The sequence below is a fragment of the Streptomyces sp. NPDC050145 genome (assembly GCF_044460245.1).
Lineage (GTDB): Bacteria > Actinomycetota > Actinomycetes > Streptomycetales > Streptomycetaceae > Streptomyces.
This window is the reverse complement of record NZ_JBITJS010000010.1, coordinates 21,316-44,257: the sequence shown is the minus strand read 5'-3', so window position 1 is coordinate 44,257 and position 22,942 is coordinate 21,316. Positions and strand designations below refer to the sequence as shown.

20 protein-coding genes are annotated in these 22,942 nt (G+C 71.6%); 8 read left to right on the top strand and 12 right to left on the bottom strand.

Translation table 11 applies throughout. The annotated features are described in order from the left end of the window. Positions 1 to 111 precede the first annotated feature (111 nt). The 5 genes from ACIBTU_RS20845 to ACIBTU_RS20825 form a co-directional block, all read right to left on the bottom strand. Positions 112 to 2,454, bottom strand: a complete 2,343-nt coding sequence (locus tag ACIBTU_RS20845; RefSeq protein WP_399128057.1) for a galactose oxidase-like domain-containing protein — start codon at positions 2,452 to 2,454, stop codon at positions 112 to 114. A 101-nt stretch (positions 2,455 to 2,555) separates the two neighbouring features. Further along, positions 2,556 to 3,773, bottom strand: coding sequence for a glycosyltransferase (locus tag ACIBTU_RS20840; RefSeq protein ID WP_399127771.1), 1,218 nt, complete (start codon positions 3,771 to 3,773; stop codon positions 2,556 to 2,558). Beyond that, entirely contained in the window at positions 3,770 to 5,389 is a 1,620-nt protein-coding gene (locus ACIBTU_RS20835; RefSeq protein ID WP_399127770.1) for an ArnT family glycosyltransferase, read from the bottom strand. Before ACIBTU_RS20835 ends, ACIBTU_RS20840 begins: the two co-directional genes overlap by 4 nt. Continuing rightward, the gene (locus tag ACIBTU_RS20830) at positions 5,386 to 6,654 is read right to left on the bottom strand and encodes a glycosyltransferase (protein WP_399128056.1); all 1,269 of its coding nucleotides are present in this window, start codon (positions 6,652 to 6,654) and stop codon (positions 5,386 to 5,388) included. Before ACIBTU_RS20830 ends, ACIBTU_RS20835 begins: the two co-directional genes overlap by 4 nt. A gap of 164 nt (positions 6,655 to 6,818) precedes the next feature. Beyond that, the gene (locus ACIBTU_RS20825) at positions 6,819 to 8,849 is read right to left on the bottom strand and encodes a thioredoxin domain-containing protein (protein WP_399127769.1); all 2,031 of its coding nucleotides are present in this window, start codon (positions 8,847 to 8,849) and stop codon (positions 6,819 to 6,821) included. Between the two features lie 100 nt (positions 8,850 to 8,949). On the opposite strand from ACIBTU_RS20825, the gene ACIBTU_RS20820 reads away from it, so the two are divergent. After that, entirely contained in the window at positions 8,950 to 9,558 is a 609-nt protein-coding gene (locus ACIBTU_RS20820) for an antibiotic biosynthesis monooxygenase (protein WP_399127768.1), read from the top strand. Between the two features lie 25 nt (positions 9,559 to 9,583). Here the strand turns inward: ACIBTU_RS20820 and ACIBTU_RS20815 are convergent, their stop codons facing one another. After that, positions 9,584 to 10,015, bottom strand: a complete 432-nt coding sequence (locus tag ACIBTU_RS20815) for an MmcQ/YjbR family DNA-binding protein (protein ID WP_399127767.1) — start codon at positions 10,013 to 10,015, stop codon at positions 9,584 to 9,586. A 128-nt stretch (positions 10,016 to 10,143) separates the two neighbouring features. On the opposite strand from ACIBTU_RS20815, the gene ACIBTU_RS20810 reads away from it, so the two are divergent. After that, a complete protein-coding gene (locus tag ACIBTU_RS20810; protein ID WP_399127766.1) occupies positions 10,144 to 13,347 on the top strand; it encodes a tetratricopeptide repeat protein in 3,204 nt (1,067 codons plus the stop codon). A gap of 161 nt (positions 13,348 to 13,508) precedes the next feature. Beyond that, complete coding sequence (locus tag ACIBTU_RS20805) at positions 13,509 to 14,276, top strand: MHYT domain-containing protein (protein ID WP_399127765.1); 768 nt, start codon at positions 13,509 to 13,511, stop codon at positions 14,274 to 14,276. A gap of 99 nt (positions 14,277 to 14,375) precedes the next feature. Here the strand turns inward: ACIBTU_RS20805 and ACIBTU_RS20800 are convergent, their stop codons facing one another. After that, a complete protein-coding gene (locus ACIBTU_RS20800) occupies positions 14,376 to 14,627 on the bottom strand; it encodes a hypothetical protein (RefSeq protein WP_399127764.1) in 252 nt (83 codons plus the stop codon). Beyond that, entirely contained in the window at positions 14,620 to 15,501 is an 882-nt protein-coding gene (gene mca / locus ACIBTU_RS20795; RefSeq protein WP_399127763.1) for a mycothiol conjugate amidase Mca, read from the bottom strand. Before mca ends, ACIBTU_RS20800 begins: the two co-directional genes overlap by 8 nt. A gap of 130 nt (positions 15,502 to 15,631) precedes the next feature. On the opposite strand from mca, the gene ACIBTU_RS20790 reads away from it, so the two are divergent. Both ACIBTU_RS20790 and greA read left to right on the top strand, forming a co-directional pair. Beyond that, complete coding sequence (locus ACIBTU_RS20790; RefSeq protein WP_399127761.1) at positions 15,632 to 16,036, top strand: DUF4307 domain-containing protein; 405 nt, start codon at positions 15,632 to 15,634, stop codon at positions 16,034 to 16,036. A 173-nt stretch (positions 16,037 to 16,209) separates the two neighbouring features. Beyond that, positions 16,210 to 16,707 (top strand): transcription elongation factor GreA, encoded by a 498-nt coding sequence (gene greA, locus ACIBTU_RS20785; RefSeq protein ID WP_399127760.1) that lies wholly within the window; start codon positions 16,210 to 16,212, stop codon positions 16,705 to 16,707. Between the two features lie 74 nt (positions 16,708 to 16,781). Here greA and ACIBTU_RS20780 read toward each other — a convergent pair whose 3' ends face one another. The 3 genes from ACIBTU_RS20780 to ilvA all read right to left on the bottom strand — a co-directional run bounded on the left by ACIBTU_RS20780 (position 16,782) and on the right by ilvA (position 20,027). After that, on the bottom strand, positions 16,782 to 17,645 hold the full coding sequence (locus ACIBTU_RS20780) for an ABC transporter permease (protein ID WP_399127759.1): 864 nt from the start codon (positions 17,643 to 17,645) through the stop codon (positions 16,782 to 16,784). After that, the gene (locus ACIBTU_RS20775; protein ID WP_399127758.1) at positions 17,642 to 18,613 is read right to left on the bottom strand and encodes an ATP-binding cassette domain-containing protein; all 972 of its coding nucleotides are present in this window, start codon (positions 18,611 to 18,613) and stop codon (positions 17,642 to 17,644) included. Before ACIBTU_RS20775 ends, ACIBTU_RS20780 begins: the two co-directional genes overlap by 4 nt. 172 nt (positions 18,614 to 18,785) lie before the next feature. Beyond that, positions 18,786 to 20,027: a threonine ammonia-lyase gene (ilvA, locus tag ACIBTU_RS20770; RefSeq protein WP_399127757.1), complete on the bottom strand. Its 1,242-nt coding sequence runs from the start codon at positions 20,025 to 20,027 to the stop codon at positions 18,786 to 18,788. A 175-nt stretch (positions 20,028 to 20,202) separates the two neighbouring features. Between ilvA and ACIBTU_RS20765 the strand changes: the two genes are divergently transcribed. From ACIBTU_RS20765 to ACIBTU_RS20755, 3 genes are all read left to right on the top strand, one after another. Next, positions 20,203 to 20,691 (top strand): MarR family winged helix-turn-helix transcriptional regulator, encoded by a 489-nt coding sequence (locus ACIBTU_RS20765; protein ID WP_399128055.1) that lies wholly within the window; start codon positions 20,203 to 20,205, stop codon positions 20,689 to 20,691. A gap of 90 nt (positions 20,692 to 20,781) precedes the next feature. After that, complete coding sequence (locus ACIBTU_RS20760; RefSeq protein WP_399127755.1) at positions 20,782 to 21,264, top strand: sigma factor-like helix-turn-helix DNA-binding protein; 483 nt, start codon at positions 20,782 to 20,784, stop codon at positions 21,262 to 21,264. Next, positions 21,261 to 21,515 (top strand): hypothetical protein, encoded by a 255-nt coding sequence (locus ACIBTU_RS20755; RefSeq protein WP_399127754.1) that lies wholly within the window; start codon positions 21,261 to 21,263, stop codon positions 21,513 to 21,515. The genes ACIBTU_RS20760 and ACIBTU_RS20755 overlap by 4 nt, the downstream gene beginning before the upstream one ends. Before the next feature lie 19 nt (positions 21,516 to 21,534). On the opposite strand, the gene ACIBTU_RS20750 is transcribed toward ACIBTU_RS20755, so the two are convergent. Further along, a complete protein-coding gene (locus ACIBTU_RS20750; RefSeq protein ID WP_399127753.1) occupies positions 21,535 to 22,707 on the bottom strand; it encodes a cystathionine gamma-synthase in 1,173 nt (390 codons plus the stop codon). Positions 22,708 to 22,942: the final 235 nt, after the last annotated feature.

Sequence of the window (22,942 nt, the reverse complement as noted above, 5' to 3'; positions counted from 1 at the left end):
GCATTTCCCCGATGAGAAGCGCCCCTGAGATGGCGCACGAAGTGCGCATTTCAGGGGCGCGGGGAACTGCGCGATCAGCCCCCACCGGGGCCGCACCCGGCGACGAGACCGCTACCGGGCAGATGAGTCCCGGGGCCCGCAAGCAACCCCGTCCCCGTTCCGGTCCAACCGCAGAGGATCATCCGCCCCGTTCACCACAAGCCGCCCGAACCGTTGCCGGTCCAGCCAAGCGCAGCGCGCCCGCGTGGACGACTTCACCTGCGGCGGAAACACCGTAGGAACGCACACGTTCGCCGAGCCGTAGTGCCGATCGCACCCGGCGACGACCGGGCTGACCGGCGCCGACTTGCGTGCCGCCCGCTTCCCCTCGGGCTCGGCCGAGAGCCCGTCCGCGAACGAGTGGACGTGCGCCGAGGCGTCCCCGGCACCGGAGACCGCGGCCCCGGTCAGATGGACCCACTCGGCGACGGACGGCACCCCGTTCGCGTCCACCGCGAAGAGCATGTACCAGCCGGGCGGCGCCAGGTTCGGGTTCGACGTGACGTTCAGGTCGACGTTCGCCCCGTCCACCGACAGCGGCAGATCCACGTACCGCTGGTTGGGGTCGGAGGAGTGCGTGACCGCTGCCGGACGGATCAGCTCCGCCTTGGCGATCGGCCGGTCGACGGTGATCCGCTGGGTGTCCCCGTACTTCCACTCCTTGTCGATGACCGAGGTGATCTTCGGCCGGGCCCCCTTGAGGAGATAGGGCGGCGTGTAGATCGACACGTTGTGGTTCCAGGAGCCGTTGCCCGGGTTGTCGCCGGTGGTCATGACGCGGCCGTCGGGGAGCAGGAACGCGGAGGAGTGGTAGCCGCGGGCCTCGGGGTCCGGGGCGACCGGGTCGAAGGTGGTGGTCCCCGGGTCGAAGATCGAGGACTCGTAGACGGGGTTGGCCCGGTTGTGCAGGGCGCCGCCCGTCTCCAGGACCTTGCCGTCGGGCAGCAGCACCGCGGAGACGTACATCTTGCCCTGGGCGCCGGTCTCGGGCTGCGGCCCGTTGCCCAGGTCGACGGTGCCTTGCGGGAGTTGGGGTCCGGCGACGTACTTCGGGTTCGGCTCCTTGAGGTCGATGACGTCGACGAGGCGGCCCGCGTCGGGGTTGGAGTCGATGTTGCCGCCGCCCATCGTGAGGACCTTCTGGTCCTGGGCCGGAGGCAGCAGCACGCTGGCGGACTGGTCGCGCTGGTCCTTGTTCTGGAGGCCGGGGACGTCCGTGACGGTGTTCTTGTCGTAGTCGTAGACCGAGGCACCGGTGCCGGGCGTGCCGTTGCCGAAGACGTGGCTGCCGGAGTAGAAGAGGCGGCCGTCCTGCATGAGGATCATCGACGGGTACAGGCCCCAGTACGACCAGGTCTGGTGGACCTGCGACAGCGGCAGCCACTCCCCCTTCGCGGCGTCGAAGCGCTCGGCGGTGACGGACCCGGTGGAGTCCTCGCGCAGGCCGCCGAAGGACATCACGTCACCGTTGCCCATGACGGTCGCGGACGGGTACCAGTGGCCGTCGTTCATGTCGTTCGTCTTCGTGTACGCCTCGGTGGCCGGGTCGAAGACGTAACTGTCCTTGAAGCCCTCGTAGCCGTGCGAGCCGTCCTTGGCCGGGTACGCCTTGTTGCCGCTCATCACGAGGACCCGGCCGTCGGCGAGCTGCACATGGCCCGCGCAGAACATGTCCTTCGGCGTCGGGATCGTCTTGTACGTGCCCTTCTCCGGGTCGTAGACCGCCGAGGTGAAGGTGCCGGCCGCGAACATCTCCTCGCTGTTGCCGGAGCCCGCGATCAGCAGGATCTTGCCGTTCCTGAGGACGACGGAGTGCATGGAGCGGACCGGGTTCTGCGTGGGCAGCACGTCCCAGCGGCCGTCCGCGCACTCCTTCTGCGTGCCGGTGCACTCGGGGTCCGGGACGGGGTCCGCGACCTGTTCCATCGTGTAGTCGTCGGTGGTCGCCGAGCCGGTGCCGTAGACGGAGACGCCCCAGCTGATGCGGTCGGTGCCGGGCGGCACCTCGGGTGTACGGACGGCGGCCTGAGCCCAACCGGTGCTCATGGCCAGAGTCTTGAGGTCGGTCCAGTACTGCCAGCCGGCGGTCGTGTCGTGCCGGAAGAGCGTCACCGAGGCGTCCGGTGTCGTCGTCTTGTACCAGAGCCCGAGGTCGTACTGCCTGCCGACGGTGACGGGCGGCGCGCAGTCGGCGGACTCGGTGATGAGCGCCTTGCGGTCGCCGTCGACGCGGCGGGTCAGCTCGACCTTCATGGCCTTGGTGCCGGTGCGGGCGTCGGCGGTGGTGGTGAACGTGAAGTCGTTGTCGCCCCAGCCGGACTTCTCCCAGCAGGCGGGCATGTCGCCGGTCCCGGCGGTCTCGAAGCCGGGGTTCTTGACGAGGTTGGCGGCGGAGGCGGGCTGCGGCACGGCCATCAGGAGGGAGGCCGCGAGCGCGGTCACCCCCGCGAGGGCCGTCCTTCGCGTGGGCCCCGACCGTCTCGTACGTGTCGTTCGTATCGTTCCTGTCGTGCGGCTCACGCGGCGGCTCCTGTCGCGGTCTCGGCGGTCGGCTCGGCGATCTCCGGTGGGCCGGACACCTGGGGTGTCCCGGGCTTCTTGGTCTTCCTCGCGTAGACGAGCGCCTCGGTGCCGGCGAAGCGCAGGACGAACGTGGTGACGAGCGCGAGCGCCGTCGCGGGCAGCACGGCGAGGCCCAACTCCCGTACGAACAGGGCGATCAGCGGGATGCGCAGCACCAGGTCCGCGTTGGCGAGCAGGGCGAAGCGGGCGGTGCGGTCGGCCCAGTGGCGGTGGCCGCGCCGGGTGCGGAAGAGGAGGCCCTCGATGAGCAGGAAGTTCCAGGCGACGCCCGCCTGATTGGCGAGGATCTCGGCCGGCAGGTAGTGCAGGCCGGCGTGGGTGAGGGCGGACAGGGCTAGCAGGTTGGGCACGAAGCCGGTCAGGCCGATCAGCCCGAAGACGAGCATGCGGGCGAGCGGGGCGGCGGTGCGTAGTTCGACGAGGTGGCGCAGGTAGCGCAGTTCCTCGCGGACCGTGGACTTGGACTCGCCCGCGTGCCGTTCCTGGAAGACGAACGGCACCTCGGCGACGCTCAACCGGCCGGTGCGGACGGCGAGTTCGAGCAGGATCTTGTACCCGAGCGGCTTGAGGGCGTCGGGGTGGACGGCCGCGCGGCGGATCGCGAAGAAGCCGCTCATCGGGTCGCTGATGCCGCGCAGCCCGCGCGGGAAGAGGCCCTTGGCGAGCCAGGTGGAGGCGCGGGACACGGCGACGCGGTGGCCGCCGGACAGTCCGGCGCGGCTGCCGCCGGGCAGGTAGCGGCTGGCGACGACGAGCTGGGCGCCCTCCTGCTCGCCGGTGGCCACCAACTCCGGTACGAGGGACGGTGGGTGCTGGAGGTCGCCGTCCATGACGACGACCCAGTCGGAGGTCGCGGCGCGGATCCCGGCGACGACGGCGCCGCCGAGCCCGCCGGTGGGTTCGTCGCGGTGCAGGACGGTCACCGGGAAGGGGCAGTCCTGGGCGATCTCCCGGATGACGCGGGGCGTCTCGTCGCTGGAGTCGTCGACGAAGAGGACCTCGCAGGGCAGCCGATGCGGGACCGACTCGGTGATGCGGTACAGGAGTTCGGCGATGTTGTCCTGTTCGTTGAAGGTGGGGACGACGATGGTGACGGCGCCCGGCTCGGGCACCTCGGCGCCGTCGAGCTCGGTCTCGGGATGCACGGTCATCGGCTGCCCCCTCCCTGGACGCGGCGGATCTCGATGCGGTCCGGGCCCTCGCCGAAGGTGGCGACGGGCGCGGAGTGCCGCAGCGCGTCCCGTACGTTCGGCAGATCGGCGGCGTCGCGGCGCACGGTGGGCGAGGCGACCACGTAGTCGAGGTCGCGCCAGCCGTCCGGCATGGTCCGGGTGACGGCCGGGTCGAGGTCGGCCTTGTAGAACCAGATGGCGCCGAGGCCGGGTTCGTAGCCGGCGTGGACGAGGTCGAGCCAGAGCGCGTCGTCGACGAGGACGCGGGTGGCGACCGGGTCGCGGACCTCGCTCGCCATCCAGGCGGCGGCGCCCCGGTACGGCGCGTTCGCGTCGACGGTCATGGCGGTGCGGTCGCCGTCGTACCAGCGGGGGACGACGAGGCCGGCCGCGCAGGCGGCGAGCAGGGCGACGGCGGTGAGGCGCAGCCCGCGTGGCGCCCGGCCCCGGTGCACGAGGGCGTGGACGACTCCGGCGGCGGCCCCGGCGAGGACCAGGGCGAGGAACGGCAGCGCCTGGACGATGTACATGGCGGGCAGGTAGCCGGTCGGGCGCATCGCGACGAGGGCGAGGACGGCGACGGCGAGGGCGGGTCCGGCGAGGGCGCGGGCGGTGACCGACCAGCGCAGGGTGACGAGCAGGAACAGGGCGGCGGCGAGTCCGCCGATGGGCAGCACCCGGTCGTAGTAGAGCCAGGAGTGCAGCACACCGTGCGAGCCGGAACCCGCGTCGAAGAGGAAGCCGGAGCCGGGGCGGCTGAGCTGGTAGCTGATGCCGTCCCACAGCGAGACGTGGCCGCCGCCGGGGAACAGCTCGCCCTTGAGCAGGGCGAACAGCGGGTAGGAGAGGCCGACGAGCGCGCAGGCCGTGATGGCGCCGGTCAGGGCGAACTTGCGGGTCGCCGGGTGGCCGTGGCGCCACATGGTGACGAGCAGCGCGGGCAGCAGGACGAGCATCGTCTCCTTGGACAGGACGCCCGTCGCGGCGGCGAGCCCGGCGGCGAAGTGGTGCCACAGGTGCCGGCTCGGGGACGCGGCGAGGCAGAACGCGAGGAGCATCCACATCACGGCGATGTTGTCGAGGAAGATCTCGCGCTGGAGCACGACGGCCAGCGGGGAGAGCCCGAACAGGGCCATGGCGAGGCCCGCGGCCCACATCGGCAGCCGGAGCCGGCGGGCGAGGACGTAGACGAGGACGGCGCTGACCGCGCTGACGCCGAGCATGGCGAGGCGCATGGTGCCGACGGTCATGGCGGACGGGTCGGCGAGCGCCGGGATCCAGCTGACGGCGGCGAGCTGGAGCCAGCCGAGCGGCGGGTGGTCGTACCAGTACGTGTAGTGGGCGAGCCCGTCGCCCTGCTGCACGGCCCAGGCCTGGGCGAGGTACGTGCCCTCGTCGTCGCTGAAGTTGGGGTAGCCCGCGATGTTCCAGCCCTGGACGAGGACGATCGCGGCGAGGAGTACGGCGCACAGCGCGAGGTCGGCCGGTGAGCTGCGGAAACGGACGGCCCGGACCGGGGTGCGCAGGCGGGCGGGGACACGGGTGGGCTGCGCGACCGGCGTGGAGCTGCCGGCCGCGGGAAGGGTCGCGGTCACGCGGGTACGTCCTCTCGGGCGGCACGCTCGGCGGGCAGATGGGCTCCTACGTGACTGGTCAGCTCCCAGTCGCTGCGGCCGCGCTGCTCGCGCCAGACGGCGCGGATCGCGGCGCCCGCGAGGAGCAGTTGGTAGAAGGGCCCGCCGGCGATGAGCTTGAGGTAGTGGACGAACCGGACGCGCATCCCGTACTGCCTGCCGAAGTCGTGCAGGCCGACGACCTCGAAGACGAAGGTCACGAAGGCGGTGACGGCGGGCAGGAAGGTGATGAAGGCGATGCCGACGGGGACGTCCATGAGGAGGGCGACCGCGGCGTTGAGCGGGATGATCAGGCCGGTGAACGCCTGCATGAACGGGGTCATGAGGGTGTACCGGGCGAGCATCCGCTGCCGGAGCGTGGGCAGTTGCTTCCAGTCCTTCTTCCGGTAGACCTGGAGGAATCCCTGGTTCCAGCGGGTGCGCTGTTTGAGCAGGGACATCAGGGTGCCGGGGGTCTCCTCGCGGGTGACCATGTCGGAGTCGTAGGCGACGACGACCTTCTTGCCGGTGCTGGACAGGCGTACGCCGAGGTCGCAGTCCTCGGCGAGGCACTCCGGGTCCCAGCCGCCGGCCTCGCGCAGCACGTCGGTGCGGACGAAGACGGTGTTGCCGCCGAGCGGGATGAAGCCCTTCTGGGCGTGCAGGTGCAGCCGGGAGCGGAACCAGAAGAAGTACTCCAGGCAGTTGCGCAGGCTGTACCAGCTGGAGTGGAAGTTGATCAGCTGGACGCCGCCCTGCACGACGTCGGCGCCGGTGTCGCGGAAGGCGTGGTCGACGTGGGCGAGCAGGTCGTGGTGGACCTGGTCCTCGGCGTCGAAGACCCCGACGACGTCGCCGCGGCAGTACGGGAGCGCGGTGTTGAGCGCCTTGGGTTTGTTCTTCCGGGCGTGGGTGTCGACGACGACGCGGACGCGCGGGTCGCGGGCGGCGGCCCGCTCCGCGACCTGGGCAGTCTCGGGGTCGTCGTGCCCGACGATGACGATGATCTCGAAGTCACGGTGCCCGGACTCGAGGAGCCGCTGGATGGTGTGATCGAGCACGGCCTGCTCGTGCCGGGCCGGCAGGAGCAGCGAGAAGGACAGGGCCCCGTGATCTCCGGGAGCCGCGAACCGCGTGGAGGCGAGCACCTCCGGCGTGCGCCAGGCGTGCATCTGCCACCACAGCGTGAACGCGGCCATCCAGAAGAGGGCCAGTGATATCGCCGCGACGAGCGCAGCACTGAGCATGGCGCCGGCATCAGACATGCCGACGGCATCGGTTGCAAGCAAAAGATCCCCCCAGATCCCCATAAGTGCGACATTCCGTCACACTCACCCCACCGATGGGGTGAGGATATGGGGAACCTGTGAAGGAGGGGAACCTGTTCGGATAAATACCGTGCTAACCCGTGTTAACCCTGCGTTTCGCCCAAGATGCGTGTCAGTCCACCGACGTCGGTCACCGGCGCGTCACACACGAAGTGGTGGCACACGTAGACGCTCTCCCGCCCGTCCACCTGCGGCCGGTCCGCGAGCAGCGGGAGTTCGGTGCCGCCCTCGGGTCCGGCGGCGACCACGGCGCCGGGCGCGGTCGCGGTGAGCGCCGCGTGGTGCATCCGGCCGCCGACCTCCCCGATGACGGCGATCTCGCGCGGCCCGTCGAGCAGCGCCTCGGCGACCGCGAGGCCGTTCCCGATGAACCGGGGCGCGCGCGGACCGAGCGCCTTCACGACCCCCAGCGCCCGTTCGGCGGCGGCACGGTGCGGCTCGGAGCCGGTCTGCGCGGCGTACGAGAGGAGGGCTCCGGCGGCCGCGGTCCAGCCGGACGGGGTCGCGTTGTCGGTCGGGTCCTGGGGCCGGCGGATCAGCTGCTCGGCGTCGGCGGCCGTGTCGTACAGGGCGCCGCTCTCCGGGTCCACGAACCGGTCGAGGACGTGGTCGAGCAGGAACCCGGCGAATTCCAGCCACACACCCTCGCCGGTCACCGACGCCAGCGCGAGGAAGCCCTCGGCGACGTCCGCGTAGTCCTCCAGGACCCCCGCGTTGTCCCCCGCGCGGCCGTCCTTGCTGGTGCGGGTGAGGCGGGCGGCCGGGTCCATGTGCAGGCGCACGAGCAGGTCGCCGGCGCAGACGGCGGCGTCGACGAGGTCCTGGCGGCCGAAGTAGGCGCCGGTCTCGGCGAGCGCGGCGATCGCCAGGCCGTTCCAGGCGGCGACGACCTTGTCGTCCCGGCCGGGCGCGGGCCGCTCGGCGCGGGCGGCGAGGAGCCGCTCCCGGATCCGCTCCACCTGCGCGGCGTCGGCGACGCTCTCGGTCTGCGGGAGCCGCAGCACGGAGGCGCCCTCCTCGAAGGTGCCCTCCTCGGTGACCCCGAAGTGCTGGGCGGCGACGGCCCCGTCCTCGGCGCCGAGCACCTCGGTCAGCTGCGCGGGCGTCCACACGTAGTAGGCGCCCTCGACGGACTTCCCGGTCGCCGGGTCCTCGCTGTCGGCGTCGAGCGCGGAGGCGAACCCGCCCTCGTTCGTGCGCAGTTCCCGCACCATGAAGTCGGCGGTCTCCAGCGCGACCCGCTTCGCGAGCTCGCTGCCGGTGGTCCGCCACAGGTGGGCGTAGGCCCGGCAGAGCAGCGCGTTGTCGTACAGCATCTTCTCGAAGTGCGGCACGGTGAACTCGCGGTCCACGGAGTAGCGCGCGAAGCCGCCGCCGAGCTGGTCGTAGATGCCGCCGCGGGCCATCCGCTCGCACGTGTCGACGGCCATCTGGAGGGCGCCCTCGGCGCCGGTGCGCGCGTGGTGGCGCAGCAGGAACTCGATGACCATGGACGGCGGGAACTTGGGCGCCCCGCCGAAGCCGCCGTACGTCGCGTCGTACTCCCGGGTCAGTCCGAGCAGCGCCGCGGCGAGCTCCTCCTCGCCGGGCACCTGGGTGTCCCCGTACGGCAGTTCGCGCCGCGCCAGATCGGCGGTGATCTTCCCGGCGACCTCGGCGACCTCGTCGCGCCGCCCGGTCCACGCGTCCCGCACCCCGCCGATGACCTGCGCGAAGGAGGGCATGCCGTGGCGGGGCTCGGGCGGGAAGTAGGTGCCGAAGTAGAACGGCTCGGCTTCCGGCGTCAGGAACACGGTCATCGGCCAGCCGCCCTGCCCGGTGGCCGCCTGCACGGCCTCCATGTACACGGCGTCGACGTCGGGCCGCTCCTCGCGGTCGACCTTGATGTTCACGAAGTGCTCGTTCATGGCGGCGGCGGTCGCCTCGTCCTCGAAGGACTCGTGCGCCATGACATGGCACCAGTGGCAACTGGAGTACCCGACGCTGAGCAGCACGGGCACGTTGCGCCTTCGCGCTTCCTCGAAGGCTTCCGGGGACCACGGCCACCAGTCGACCGGGTTGTCGGCGTGCTGGAGCAGATAGGGCGACTGGGATGCGGCCAGGCGATTCACCATGCCCGCAGTATCGCAGCCCGCTCCGGCCGTGCCCGCTTGCGACGTCCCAGGCACCGGAGGAGTGTCGTAAGCAGGTACACAGAGAGGAATGGGGGCCGTCATGCATGTGCGCACGACTTACGTGACAGGCGATCCGGGAAAGATCGACGAAGCCCTGGACGGCCTCCGGGCAGAGGCCGTGAAGCTGCTGTCCGAGCAGCCGGGGTACCGGGGATACGGGCTCTTCGCCGACCGTGAGGTCGGCAAGATGGTCATGGGGAGCTGGTGGGACTCCGCCGAGCACGCCAGCGGCAGCGACGACCAGCTGAAGCAGCGCCGGGCGGAGCTGGTCTCGCCCTTCGCGTCGTCGATGTCCGTGATGACGTTCGAGGCGCTGGGCTACACGCGCGGTCCGCGGGCCGAGGCGGGTGCGGGGTTCCGCCTCGCGCGCTTCCAGATACCGCCGGGCGCGCTCGACGATCTGGCCGGGCTGTTCCGGTCCACCGCGCTGCCCCGGTTCGAGGAGACCCCGGGCTTCGCGGGGGCGGCGCTGCTCGCCGACCGCGCCACGGGCTTCGGCTCCGTCGGCACGATCTGGCGCGACCACGAGGCGTTGGCGGCCTCCCGCGGCACCCAGGCGGGCACCCGGGCGAAGGCGACCTCGGAGGTGCCGATGAACGTCATCGCTCTCGAGGAGTTCGAGGTGGTGCTCCTCGAACGGCTCGACTGAGCGCACCGCCGCGTCTCCACGGATCTCACCCCGCCGGACCGCCCCGTTCGTCGAGGGCCGCCACCCTGCGTGCGCCCGCCACCTGCCGGTAGGACGCGTCGAGAAGTTCGGCCACCTCCTGCCAGTCGACCTCGTCCGGGGCGGTGGTACCGCCGGCGGCGAGGTCGAGGCCGACCCAGCCGTACGGGGCGAGGTAGGCGGGCACGAAGCAGCGCGGGTCCTCGGCGAGGGCCGCCCGGTCGCTCTCGTCCGGCAGGACCAGGAGGGCCTGGTCGTAGCGGACTCGGCTGTCGGCGGAACCCTTCGTCGAACCGCCGTACCAGGCAAAGCACTTGCCCGCCCGGAAGCCGGGGCGGCCGTGCGCGATCTGCTCCTCCGCGTCCGGGAAGGCCAGGGCCACCCGGCGCAGGCGCACCAGATACGGGTCGTCTTCGTCGAACATGACGGGGTGGGGCATGGCTGGATGATGACACCCGCCCCGCCCGGGCCGCCTCATTGTGCGATCGCGGGACCCTCGCGCCTTCACGCCGTACGCAGGACACTTGTCCGTGAACTGACGGGATGTCGATCGGAGGGGGACCGAGTATGCGAGACAGCCATCGGGCGGAGGCCGAGCGGCTGTTGGCCCGGGCCGTCGAGGAGGAGGTCAGGCGCTCCGGCGGCCGGGTCGACGGAAAGGTGCTGCTCGCGCGGGCGCGCGGTGCGCTGGACGCGATGGGACAGACCGCCGTCGAGGAGTACGCCGCCTACACGGGGGCGCTCGACGCGACGTCGGCCGGGCGGATGACGTTCGGGGAGCGGTTCGCCAAGGAGGGCGGGTCGACTCCCCTGATGGTGGCGGGAGTCGGGGCCGTCACCGCGTGCGTGGCCGACCTGGCGCTCGGCGCCGGGACCGGGGTCGCGGTGGGCGCGGGCGCCGCCGTCGCCGTACTGGGCGCGGCCGCGACGGTCGCCAAGGTGACGGCCGCGCATCTGCCGGCGGCGAGCCGCAGCGCGGGCGCGGCGAGCCAGCCGGGCGGCCCTGAGCAGCTGCGGCTGCAGTGGCTGACGGCCCTGGAGGTGCGGGGCATCCGGCCGTTCCTGGACCAGCAGCGGGTGCTCGCGGCGAGCACCGGCGCGGGGACGGGCGCGAAGAAGACGGTCGTGCCGCAACTGCGCGGGACCGACAAGAGCGCGGCCGCGCGGCGGCGGACCGTCCTGGAGCAGTCGTTCGGTCAACTCCCGGAGCCGGACGGCCCGTTCGCGGGGCGCCGGGCCGCCCTGTCGAGGATCACCCAGTGGGTGCACGCGGCGCGGGCCAGTACGCAGACCCGGCCGACCGTGGTGGTGCTGCACGGGGCGCCCGGCTCGGGGCGCACGACGCTCGCGGTGCGGGCGGCGCACGAGCTGCGCGACCAGTTCCGCGGGGCGTGTGTCGTGGATCTGCGCGGGGACCGCTCGGACGCGGCGCCGCTGTCGACGCGGGACGCGCTTATGCATCTGCTCAACCGGCTCGGCGCGCCGCGCGAACAGCTCCTGTTCCGGGAGCGTTCCTCACAGGACCAGCAGGTCAAGCGGCTGAGCGAGCTGTACCACCAGTATCTGACCGGGCTGCCCGTCACGATCGTCCTGGACGACGCGGCCGACGCGGCGCAGGTGCGCACGCTGATCCCGGAGCGCTCCGACAGCCTCGTCGTCGTCACCTCCCGCAAGCCGCTGGACCTCGGCGAGGACACCCCGGCGTGGGTGCACCAGCTGTCGGTGGAGGCCCTCGACCCGGCCGGCGCGGAGGAGCTGCTGCGCGAGGCCGCCGAGGACCCGGAAGGACCGTACGACGCCGAAGCGGCCGACGCCGTACGGGAGTTGTGCGGTGGTCTACCGCTCGCGCTGCGGATCGCCGGGTCCGCGATCGGGCCGCGCACCCCGCGTCAGCTCGCCGCTGACCTGGGCGCGTACGGGCCGGTGGAGCCGGTCGAGCGGGTGCTGTGGCTGCGCTACACCGACCAGTCCGAGCAGGCCCGCCGACTGCTGCGGCGCCTCGCGCTCGCCGGCCGGGCCTCGCTCGGCGCGGCCGCGGCGGCGGCGCTGCTCGCCACCGACACCAAGGAGGCGACCAAGCATCTGACGGCGCTGTCCCGCGCCGGTCTGATCGACCGGGTCCGCGGCAGCCGCTACCGGCTGCACGACCTGGTGCGCGGCTTCGCGCAGGCCCGGCTCGCCGACGAGGAGGAGCCCGCCGAGCGCACGGCCGCGCAGGAGCGCCTGATCCAGAACTACGCGGATCTCGCCGACTCCGTGATCCGCCTGGTCGACGGCAACATGTCGACGCGCGCCGGGCAGATGGGCCCGCACGGCTTCACCTCGCTGGACGCGGCGCTGCGCTGGCTGGACGACGAGTCGAGCTTCATCACGGCGGCGCTGCGGCACGCGGAGGGCGTCAACCAGGACGCGGTGCTCGGCCTGCTCGGCGCCCTGTGCGACTACTGCCTGCTGCGCGGCGACCTCTACCGCCTCGGCGAGATCAGCGAGCTGACCCAGGCCATCGACCAGGGACTCCTGGTGCGGTCGGTGCAGTGGCGCACGGGCATCGCGGCCCGCCAGCTCGGCGAGCTCGACAAGGCCCGTACGACGCTGTCGTCGGTGGTCGACCTGTACCGGGAGGCGCACCACCGGGCGGGCGAGGCCCGCGCGCTGTGCTCGCTCGGCATCACGCTGCACCACCAGGGCCAGCTCAAGGAGGCGAGCGCGAAGCTGCGCGAGGCGCTCGACCTCCAGACCACGCCGGAGACGAAGGGCGACCGGGGCTGGACCCTGCACGCGCTCGCGGCCGTCGAGCGGGACCGCGCGCACGTGCGTGAGTCCCTGGAGCTGCTGACCGACGCGCTCGCCCTGCACCGGGAGAACGAGTCGCTGCACGGCGAGGCCTGGGCGCACTTCCAGCTCGGCCAGCTGTGCCTGCGCATGGGCGACGTGGAGCGCGCCGAGGAGCAGCTGCGCACCGCCCTCGACCTGTACGGCCGCACCCGGGACGCGCGCGGCGAGGCCTGGGCGATGACCCAGCTGGCCCGCACCCGGCTGGTCGAGGGCGACGCGTCGGCGGCGGTCGACGGGCTGCGCCAGGCCGCGTCCCGGCACCGGGACAACGAGGACGCGCGCGGCGAGGCCTGGACGTACTACTACCTGGGCCAGGCCCTGGAGGAGACCGGCGATCTGGATCAGGCGGTGCGCGAGCTGGAGCGCTCCCGCACGATGTTCTCCCGGATGCGGGACGTGTACGGGCTCGCCTGCGCCCGGCACCACTCGGCGCGCGTCACCCGCGACCAGCGGGCCGCGCAGACCGGTTCCCTGCGCAACTCCGGCTTCGCCCGGCAGCTCCTCGTCGACGCCCGCGCCGACTTCCAGCGGATCGGCGTCGCGCACGGCGAGGCGTGGACGTGCCTGGAGCTGGCGGTGGTCGACGCGGGCAACACACGGCTCCAGCAGGCGCTGGACCTGTGCGAGGAGGCGCAGGGCCTGTTCGCCTCGTACGGGGACCGGCGGGGCGAGGAGTGGGCGGCGTTCCTGCGCTGCACGCTGCTGCCGTACGCCTCGCCGGGCGGCTCGGAGGTCGGCACGGCCGTCGCCCAGGAGGAACTGGCGGCGCTGACCCGCACCCCGGCCCCGACCCGCGACGGCAAGCTCGACGACTACGTGACGGCGTACGGGCTGCTTCTGGAGCGGGGCGTCGACCTGGACGCGGGCTGGCAGGCGTGGCGGCTCGGCATGGTCCCGAGCCGGCACGCGCGGGACGTGATGGGGGTGACGGACTGACGCCGGACTGACGGGGCGCCAGCTCCTCACGGTTGCACAACGATGTGCAGGTTACGTTCGGTAACCTGCACTCGGCACCTTCACACCGCCCTTACTTTCTCTCCGTACCCAGTAGTAACCCGACTGGGTCCACCCCCACAGCACCGGAGAGTGAAAAGTACATGCAGGGCACAGTCGACGGCTTCAGCTACGGGCTGATGACACCCGTGGCGGCCTACCTGATGGCGTGTCTGGGCTCGGCGCTCGGACTGCGCTGCGTGGCCCGGACCGTCGTCCAGCGCGAGGGCCGCCGCACGGGCTGGCTGGCGCTCGGCTCGGCCTGCCTCGGCGTCGGCATCTGGACGATGCACTTCATCGCGATGGTCGGCTTCCAGGTCGAGGAGACCGCCATCACCTACGACGTCCCGCTGACCCTGCTCAGCCTCGGCGTCTCGATCGCCGTGGTCGGCATCGGCGTCTTCATCGTCGGCCACCGCGGCACCGCCGCCGTCCCGCTCGCCACGGCCGGCATCCTGACCGGGCTCGGCGTCGCGATGATGCACTACCTGGGCATGGCCGCGATGCGCATGGACGGCGAGATCCAGTACGACACGACGCTCGTGGCGCTGTCCGTCGTGATCGCCGTCGTCGCGGCGACCGCCGCGCTGTGGGCCGCGGTCAGCATCCGCGGCTTCCTGCCCTCGCTCGGCGCCAGCCTCGTCATGGGCCTCGCCATCTCGGGCATGCACTACACCGGCATGGCGGCCGTCAGCGTCCAGCTCCACGAAGCGGCCACCCACACCGCGGGCCACTCGGGCAGCTCGTTCCTGCTGCCCATGATCGCCGGCCCGTTCATCTTCCTGGTCCTGTCGGCCGTGGTCGTCATGCTCGACCCCAGCCTGATCCTGGGCGAGGACGACGACTGGCACGCAGAGCCCCGCCGCGCCTGAGGCACACGGAGTGTGCCTTCAGGGGCGCGGGGAACGGCGCGACCAGCCACGGCGGCGGTCGCGCCGCCCCCAGGCCTCGCCCGGCAGACGAGTAGGCGCTCAGCCCCGGTCAGCCACGGTGCCGCCCACAGAAGAGTCGGCCTCACCCCCGGAGGGACCGTCACCCTTCTCCTTGAAGGAGACCTTCCCCATATGCCGGTTCATCGACTTCATCAGGCCCCACACGGCCAGCGCCATCACCGCGAAGACGATGAAGCCGAGAACACCCGGAGTCACCTTGTTCTCGTCGACCTCCTTGGCGGCAAGGGGGACGAGATGGGTCATTGCCAGATTCGCGTTCACATCAGGCATTGTGGCGGATGCCCGCGAAGAGGTCGTCCTCGGGGAGGGACGTGGGGACGAGCGACTTCACGAGCTCGTACTCCTCCGTCGGCCACACGGCCTTCTGGACGTCCATCGGAACCCGGAACCAGCCGCCGTCCGGATCGATCTGCGTGGCGTGCGCGATCAGCGCCTTGTCCCGGATCTCGAAGAAGTCGGCGCACGGAATGTGCGTGGTCAGCGTGCGCTCGACCCGCCCGAACTCGTCCCACCGCTTCAGCCAGTCCTCGTACGGCGACTCCATGCCGCGCTCCAGGAGGGCGTAGTGCAGCGCCTCGGTGCGCGGCCGGCTGAAGCCCTGGTTGTAGTACAGCTTCACCGGCTGCCACACCGGCCCGTACTCGGACTCGGGGAACTTCTCGGCGTCGGCCGCGCCCTCGAAGGCCACCATCGTGATCTTGTGGGTCATGATGTGGTCGGGGTGCGGGTACCCGCCGTTCTCGTCGTACGTCGTGACGACCTGGGGACGGAACGAGCGGATCTGCCGGACCAGCTCACCGGCCGCCTTGTCGATGTCCTCCAGGGCGAAGCAGCCCTCGGGCAGCGGCGGCAGCGGGTCGCCCTCGGGCAGGCCCGAGTCGACGAAGCCGAGCCACTCCTGCTGGACGCCGAGGATCTCCCGGGCCTCGTCCATCTCCTTCTTGCGCACCTCGTGGATGTGCTCCTCGATGTACGTGTCGCCCTGGAGCTTGGGGTTGAGGATGGAGCCGCGCTCACCGCCCGTGCAGGTCACCACGAGCACGTCCACCCCCTCGGAGACGTACTTGGCCATGGTGGCCGCGCCCTTGGACGACTCGTCGTCGGGATGGGCGTGTACGGCCATCAGTCGCAGCTGCTCAGTCAAGACAAGATCCTCGTGAGATAGGGCGCCCGGTGTCGTCCGGCGCAATGTGCGGCTTCTATAGTGACCGAACCGGGGGGCGGAAAATTCCGGTGCCCGCGATCCTGACGGGCCACGCGAGAGGATCTGGCCGATGAGCGCCGTGCAGCAGCAGCTGCCCGAGGGGCGGTACGGCTCGTCGCGCGCCGCCGACGCCCGCGCGGACCGCAAGCTGAGGATCGCCGCGATCGTGACCGGCACCCTCTTCGCCGCCCTGATGATCTGGTTCGGCTGGTACTACGTGGTGGGCAACAAGTTCAGCGGCGAGATCATCGCCTTCAAGACCCACACGTCCTCGGTCGAGGTCCATCTGGAGATCCGTAAGGACTCCGACGCGAGCGGTTACTGCACCGTCCGCTCGCAGAGCGCCGACGGCGCCGAGGTCGGCCGCGCGGACTTCCGCTTCGACCAGCGGAAGGAACGCATCGACCAGGTCGTCACTCTGCGCACCTCGGGCCACGGTACGACCGCGGAACTCGTCGGCTGTCACGCGGACTGACCCGGGCTTCACCCTTCCTGACTACGCCTGACCTGCGTGGACAGAATTCTGGAGGCTTATGTCCTCCCCCTTTCACCGTTGAATTGTTAGGCTCGTGGTTTCGCCCACCTGGAAGGGAACATCCTTCAGGTAGGGCGATGCTTTGTATTCCCAGTACCTACGAGGAGCACCCTGTGACCCAGACCAGCGAAGACGTCACCTGGCTCACGCAGGAGGCGTACTCCAAGCTCAAGGAAGAGCTGGCGTACCTGTCTGGTCCCGCGCGCGAGGAAGTCACCGCGAAGATCGCGGCCGCGCGCGAGGAGGGCGACCTGCGCGAGAACGGCGGGTACCACGCGGCCAAGGAGGAGCAGGGCAAGCAGGAGCTCCGCATCCGCCAGCTCACCCAGCTTCTCGAGAAGGCCAAGGTCGGCGAGGCGCCGGCCGACGACGGCGTGGTCGAGCCCGGCATGGTCGTCACCATCGCGTTCGACGGCGACGAGGACGACACCGTCACGTTCCTGCTCGCCTCGCGCGAGTACGCGAGCTCGGACATCGAGACGTACTCGCCGCAGTCCCCGCTCGGCACGGGCGTGAACGGCAAGAAGGTCGGCGACGACGCCCAGTACGAGCTGCCGAACGGCAAGCTGGCCTCGGTGAAGATCCTCAAGGCCGAGCCCTACGTGGGCTGACGCCTCCCCGACGCCCTGCGAGCGGGCCCCGAGCCAGGACGGCTCGGGGCCCGCTCGCGTCGCAGGGCGTCCGGTCAGGCGGAGCGGCGGTACTTGCGGACCGCGAGCGTGCGGAAGACGAGCAGGATCAGTACCGAGTAGATCAGCGACGCCCAGATCGGGTGCTGCATCGGCCAGGCGGGAGACTGCGAAAGGCCCGGGTCGCCGAAGAGCTGGCGGCAGGCCTGCACGGTCGCGCTGAACGGATTCCAGTCCGCGATGTGCCGCAGCCAGGGCGTCATCTGGCTGGAGTCCACGAACGCGTTCGACAGGAACGTCACCGGGAAGAGCCAGATGATGCCGCCCGAGGTCGCCGCCTCCGGGGTGCGCACGGACAGGCCGATCAGCGCGCCGATCCAGGTGAACGCGTAGCCGAGCAGGAGCAGCAGGCCGAAGCCGGCCAGGATCCTGCCGATATTGGTCGGCTCGGCGGAGCCGGGGCGCCAGCCCACGATCAGCGCGACGACGGCCAGGATCAGCAGGGTGAACGCCGTCTGCACCAGGTCGGCGACGGTGCGGCCGGTGAGGACGGCCCCGCGCGCCATGGGCAGCGAGCGGAACCGGTCGATCAGGCCCTTCTGCATGTCGTCCGCGATGCCGGCGCTGGAGCCGGCCGTGGCGAAGGTGACGGTCTGCGCGAAGATGCCGGCCATCAGGAAGTTCTTGTACACCGTGGGGTCGGTGGAGTCGCCGATCTTCATCGAGCCGCCGAAGACGTACGTGAACAGCACGACGAACATCACCGGCTGGATGACCCCGAAGAGGACCATCTCGGGGATCCGGGTCATCCGGATCAGGTTCCGCTTCGCGACGACCAGGGAGTCGCGGACGGCCTGGCCGACGCCGGGAGCGGCGCGGGGCGCCGGGGGCGTAGGGGCGGTCTGGCTGACGGCGGTCATTTCGCGGCCTCCTCGTCCTCGCTCGCCTGCTCGGCCAGGTGGCCGGTGAGCGAGATGAAGACGTCGTCGAGGGTCGGGCGGCGCAGCCCGATGTCGTCGATCTCGATGCCGCGCGCGTCCAGGTCGCGGATCACCTCGGCGAGCAGCTTCGCGCCGCCGATGACGGGCACCGTCAGCTTGCGGGTGTGCTGCTCGACGGTGGTCTCGCCCTTGCCGTAGGCGGCGAGGACGGCGCGGGCGTCGTCGAGGTGCTCCTGCTCGTGGACGACGACCTCGACGCGCTCGCCGCCGGTCTGCGCCTTGAGCTGGTCGGCGGTGCCGCGCGCGATGACCTTGCCGTGGTCGACCACGCAGATGTCGTGCGCGAGGTGGTCGGCCTCCTCCAGGTACTGGGTGGTGAGCAGCAGGGTCGTGCCGCCCGCGACCAGCTCCTGGATGACCTCCCACAACTGCTGCCTGTTGCGCGGGTCCAGGCCCGTCGTCGGCTCGTCCATGAACATCACGGGCGGCGACACGACGAGGGCGGCCGCGAGGTCGAGGCGGCGGCGCATGCCGCCGGAGTACGTCTTGGAGGGGCGGTCGGCCGCGTCCGCGAGGTGGAAGCGCTCCAGGAGCTCGCTCGCGCGGGCCTTCGCCTCCTTGGCCCGCATCTGATAGAGCTGGCCGACCATCTGGAGGTTCTCCCGGCCGGTCAGGTACTCGTCGACGGCGGCGAACTGGCCGGACAGGCCGATCGAGCGCCGCACCTCGTTCGGATGCTTGAGCACGTCGATCCCGGCGACGACCATGTGGCCGCTGTCCGGGGTAAGCAGGGTGGTGAGGCAGCGTACGGCGGTGGTCTTCCCCGCCCCGTTCGGCCCGAGCAGGCCCAGGACGGTGCCCTCTGGGACGTCCAGATCGACCCCGTCCAGGGCCCTGACGTCGCCGAAGGTCTTCACCAGACCTTCGGCGTGGATGGCGCCTGGCATGTGGTTCCCCCAACGCGTGAGTTACCAGCTGGTGAGTGCCGGTGGGTGCCGGTGGAAAAGTCTAGGTTCGCCCGGGCGGCGTCGCCCGGCGGACCCGTGAGGCACCTCACACGCTATCGCGATGTATCGCGTGTCGCCACAGGTTTTTCACAACCCCGGTTTCACGACCCCGTCAGTCGATGACCGTGTAGCCCGCCTCGCGCAGCGCCGACGCGACCTCCACGCAGTGCGCCGGACCCTTCGTCTCCAACTGGAGCTCGACCTCGACCTCGGTGAGCCCGAGGCGCGGATCGGTGCGGACGTGGCTCACGTCGAGCACGTTCGCGTCGACGACGGACAGCACACCGAGGATCGAGGCGAGCGCGCCGGGACGGTCGTCGAGCCGCAGCCGCAGCGACAGGTAGCGGCCCGCGGCGGCCATGCCGTGGGTGAGGACGCGCTGCATCAGCAGCGGGTCCACATTGCCGCCCGACAGGAGCGCCACGACCGGGCCCTCGAAGCCGCGCGGGTCGCTGAGGAGCGCCGCGACGGGGCTCGCGCCCGCCGGTTCGACGACGAGCTTGGCCCGCTCCAGGCACAGCAGCAGCGCACTGGACAGAGCGTCCTCGGACACCGTACGGACGCCGTCGGCCAGGTCCGCGACGAGGCGGAAGGGGACGTCGCCGGGGCGGCCCACCTTGATGCCGTCGGCCATCGTCGAGGGGTGCGGCACGGAGACGGGGCGCCCGGCGTCCAGCGAGGGCGGGTACGCGGCCGCGCCCGCCGCCTGCACGCCGATGACCTTCACGTCGGGGCGCAGCGCCTTGACCGCGACGGAGATGCCCGCGAGGAGCCCGCCGCCGCCGACCCCGACGAGGATCGTGCGCACCTCGGGGCACTGCTCGAGGATCTCCAGGCCGAGCGTGCCCTGACCCGCGACGATGTCCGGGTGGTCGAAGGGGTGGATGAACACGGCGCCGGTGCGCTCGGCGTACTCCTGCGCGGCGGCCAGCGTCTCGTCGACGACATGACCGTGCAGCCTCACCTCGGCGCCGTAGTCACGGGTGGCCGCGACCTTCGGCAGGGGCGCGCCGACGGGCATGAACACCGTGGAGCGCACGCCGAGGAGCGCGGAGGCCAGGGCCACGCCCTGCGCGTGGTTGCCCGCGCTGGCGGCCACGACTCCGGCCGCGCGCTCCTCGGGCAGCAGTCCGGCGATGCGCACGTAGGCGCCGCGCAGCTTGAAGGAGCCGGTCCGCTGGAGGTTCTCGCACTTCAGGTGGACCGGCGTGCCGGCCAGCTGCGAGAGATGATGGCTGTGCGCCATGGACGTCACCCGAGCCACCCCGCCCAGCATCTTCTGGGCGCCGCGCACGTCGTCGAGCGTGACCGCGGGAAGACGGCGGGGCAAGGAGTGAGACGTGCTGTAGCTCATGACTGAAGTCTCGCAGCTCACGGCGGGCGTGACGCGTCGTGTTCATACCGCGATACCGGATTGAACACGGCTGGTACGGCACGCGCTTTCGCCGCGTACTCTGTGCCCCAATCCTGTGCAATCCCCCACCCACGCATGAAGTGAGCCTCCGGCCATGCCCACACCACAAGAAACGATGGACATGTCGACCGCCGGCGATTCCGGCCTCCTCGAAACCCTGCAGCACGAGGTGGCGGTCTTCGCCCGTCGCGCCGAACAGACCCGGCTGGGCGGGGTCGGGCAGGTGCGCAACTCGATGGACCGAGCCGCGTACCTGCTCCTGAACCGGCTCGACAAGGAAGGCCCGATGGGCGTCAAGGCGCTCGCCGCGAGCATGGGCATCGACTCCTCGACGGTGACCCGTCAGGTGGCCCCGCTGGTCGACACGGGCCTGGTCAAGCGGACCTCGCACCCCGAGGACGGCCGGGCGGTGGTGTTGCAGCTGTCGCCGCGCGGGCTCGCGCGGCTCGACGAAGTACGCACCTCGCGGCGTGCGTTGATGGCCGAGCTGACCGAGGACTGGGAGCCGCTGGAGCGGGAGCAGTTCTGCGCGCTGCTGACGCGCTTCAACTCGGCGCTGTCCGCCCGCCAGACGGGTCAGCCGGCGCCCGGCGCCCCTTCCTGAGCGACACCTGAGCAGTTCCTGAGTCCTTCCTGAGCGAAACCGCGGCTCCTGCCTCTTGACCAAGGGGTCGCGGTCGGAATCAGATGAAGCGTGCGCGATCGGCAGGCGTTCAGGAACGCTCGCCGGGCCCGTGAGTTCGAGTCGTTCGTCGCGGGCGCGGCCGGGCGGCTGCTGCATGCCGCGACACTGCTGACCGCCGAGCCGCCGGACGACCATCCCCGGGCCCAGAAGCTGCTCACGGCGGCGCTCGCCCGCACGTACGCGTCCTGGGACCGGCTGCGCGGCGAGGATCCCTACGACTGCGCCCGCAAGGAGCTGGCCGTCCGGTTCGCGCGCGGCGCCTGGCACCAGCACCGCGGACGCGGCGGCGCCCTGGCGCACGTACCCCCGCAGGAGCGTCTCGTCCTGGTCCTGCGGCTGTTCGAGGGCGTCGGCGAGGAACAGGTGGCGGCCCTGCTCGGGCTGCCGGCGGAGCGCGTACGGTCCCTGCACGCGCGGGCGATGACGCTCGTGCTGCATCCGCCGCGCGGGGCCGCGCCGGCCCCTTCTCTGGGAGGGACGGCCTCGGCATGAACCGGCTGCAGCGCAAGGAGGACTCCGTGCGCGCCGTGCTCGACGCGGCGCAGCCGCCCGCCGTGCCCGCCGAGCTGTGCGCGGACGCGATGCGGCGGGGCGGGCGGATGCTGCGCCGGCGGACGGTGGTGCGGCGGCTGATGTGGTGCCTGCTTCTCGCCGCGGCCGTCGCGTTCGCCGTCTGGGCGGTGTCCGCGCACCCGTGGGTGGAGCCGCCGTCGGAGACGACTCCACCCCTGACGGGGCTGTAGGCGGGTGGCTGCAGGCGGGCTACTTCTCCAGGGCCTGCTGGAGGTCGGCGAGGAGGTCGTCGGCCGACTCGATGCCCACCGAGAGGCGGACCAGGTCGGCGGGGACCTCCAGGGCCGAGCCCGCGGTCGAGGCGTGGGTCATGCGGCCCGGGTGCTCGATCAGGGACTCGACGCCGCCCAGGGACTCGCCGAGCGTGAACAGCTTCGCCCGGTTGCAGACCTCGACGGCCGCCTGCTCGCCGCCGTCGACGCGGAACGAGATCATGCCGCCGAACGCCTTCATCTGCTTCGCGGCGATCTCGTGGCCCGGGTGCTCGGGCAGGCCCGGGTAGAGGACCTGCGTCACGCGCGGGTGGCGGGTGAGCATGTCGGCGACGCGGGTCGCGTTCTCGCTGTGCCGGTCCATGCGGACGGGCAGCGTCTTGATGCCGCGCAGCACCAGCCAGGAGTCGAAGGGGCCGGCGACGGCTCCCATCGCGTTCTGGTGGTAGGCGAGCTCGTCGCCGAGGGCGCTGTCGGCCACGACCAGGGCGCCGCCGACCACGTCCGAGTGGCCGCCCATGTACTTCGTCAGGGAGTGCACGACGACGTCCGCGCCGAACGCCAGCGGCTGCTGGAGGTAGGGGCTCGCGAAGGTGTTGTCGACGACGAGCTTGGCGCCGGCCTCGTGGGCCACCTGGGCGACCGCGGCGATGTCGGTGATGCCGAGCAGCGGGTTCGAGGGGGTCTCGACCCAGACGGCCTTGGTCTTCGGGGTGATCGCGGCGCGGACGGCGTCCACGTCGCCGGTGTCCGCGACGGACCACTCCACGCCCCAGCGCGAGACGACCTTGTCGAACAGGCGGAACGTGCCGCCGTACGCGTCGTTCGGGATCACGACGTGGTCGCCGGGGCTGAGCAGGGTGCGCAGGAGGCAGTCCTCGGCGGCGAGCCCCGACGCGAAGGCGAGGCCGCGGCGGCCTCCTTCGATCGCGGCGAGGTTCTCCTCGAGGGCGGTACGGGTCGGGTTGGCGCTGCGGCTGTACTCGTAACCGCCGCGCAGACCGCCGACACCGTCCTGCTTGTACGTGGAGACCTGGTAGATCGGGGGGACGACGGCGCCGGTCACGGGGTCTGCCGTGTTGCCGGCGTGGATGGCGGTGGTCTCGAATCCGCGCGGGGCGCTGCCGCTGTGGTTGTGCGTATCGCTCATGAGTCCCGAGCGTAGGCGCTCCGCGCGGTACGTGGCGGCCTTCCGCCGTTGTGCGTCGGCTGTTCGTCACCGGGGCCCTCCGGTGGGGGAGCCGATCGTGCCCCCGCGGCGCCCGTCGTGGGCTGCCTGCCCGTCACCGGGGGCCGACCGGCGGGCTGGTCGCGCCGGCGCGGGGCCGGGGGTGCGGGTGCCTGCGGCGCGGAGCGGTTCGGCGGTGCGGGTACGGGGACGGGTG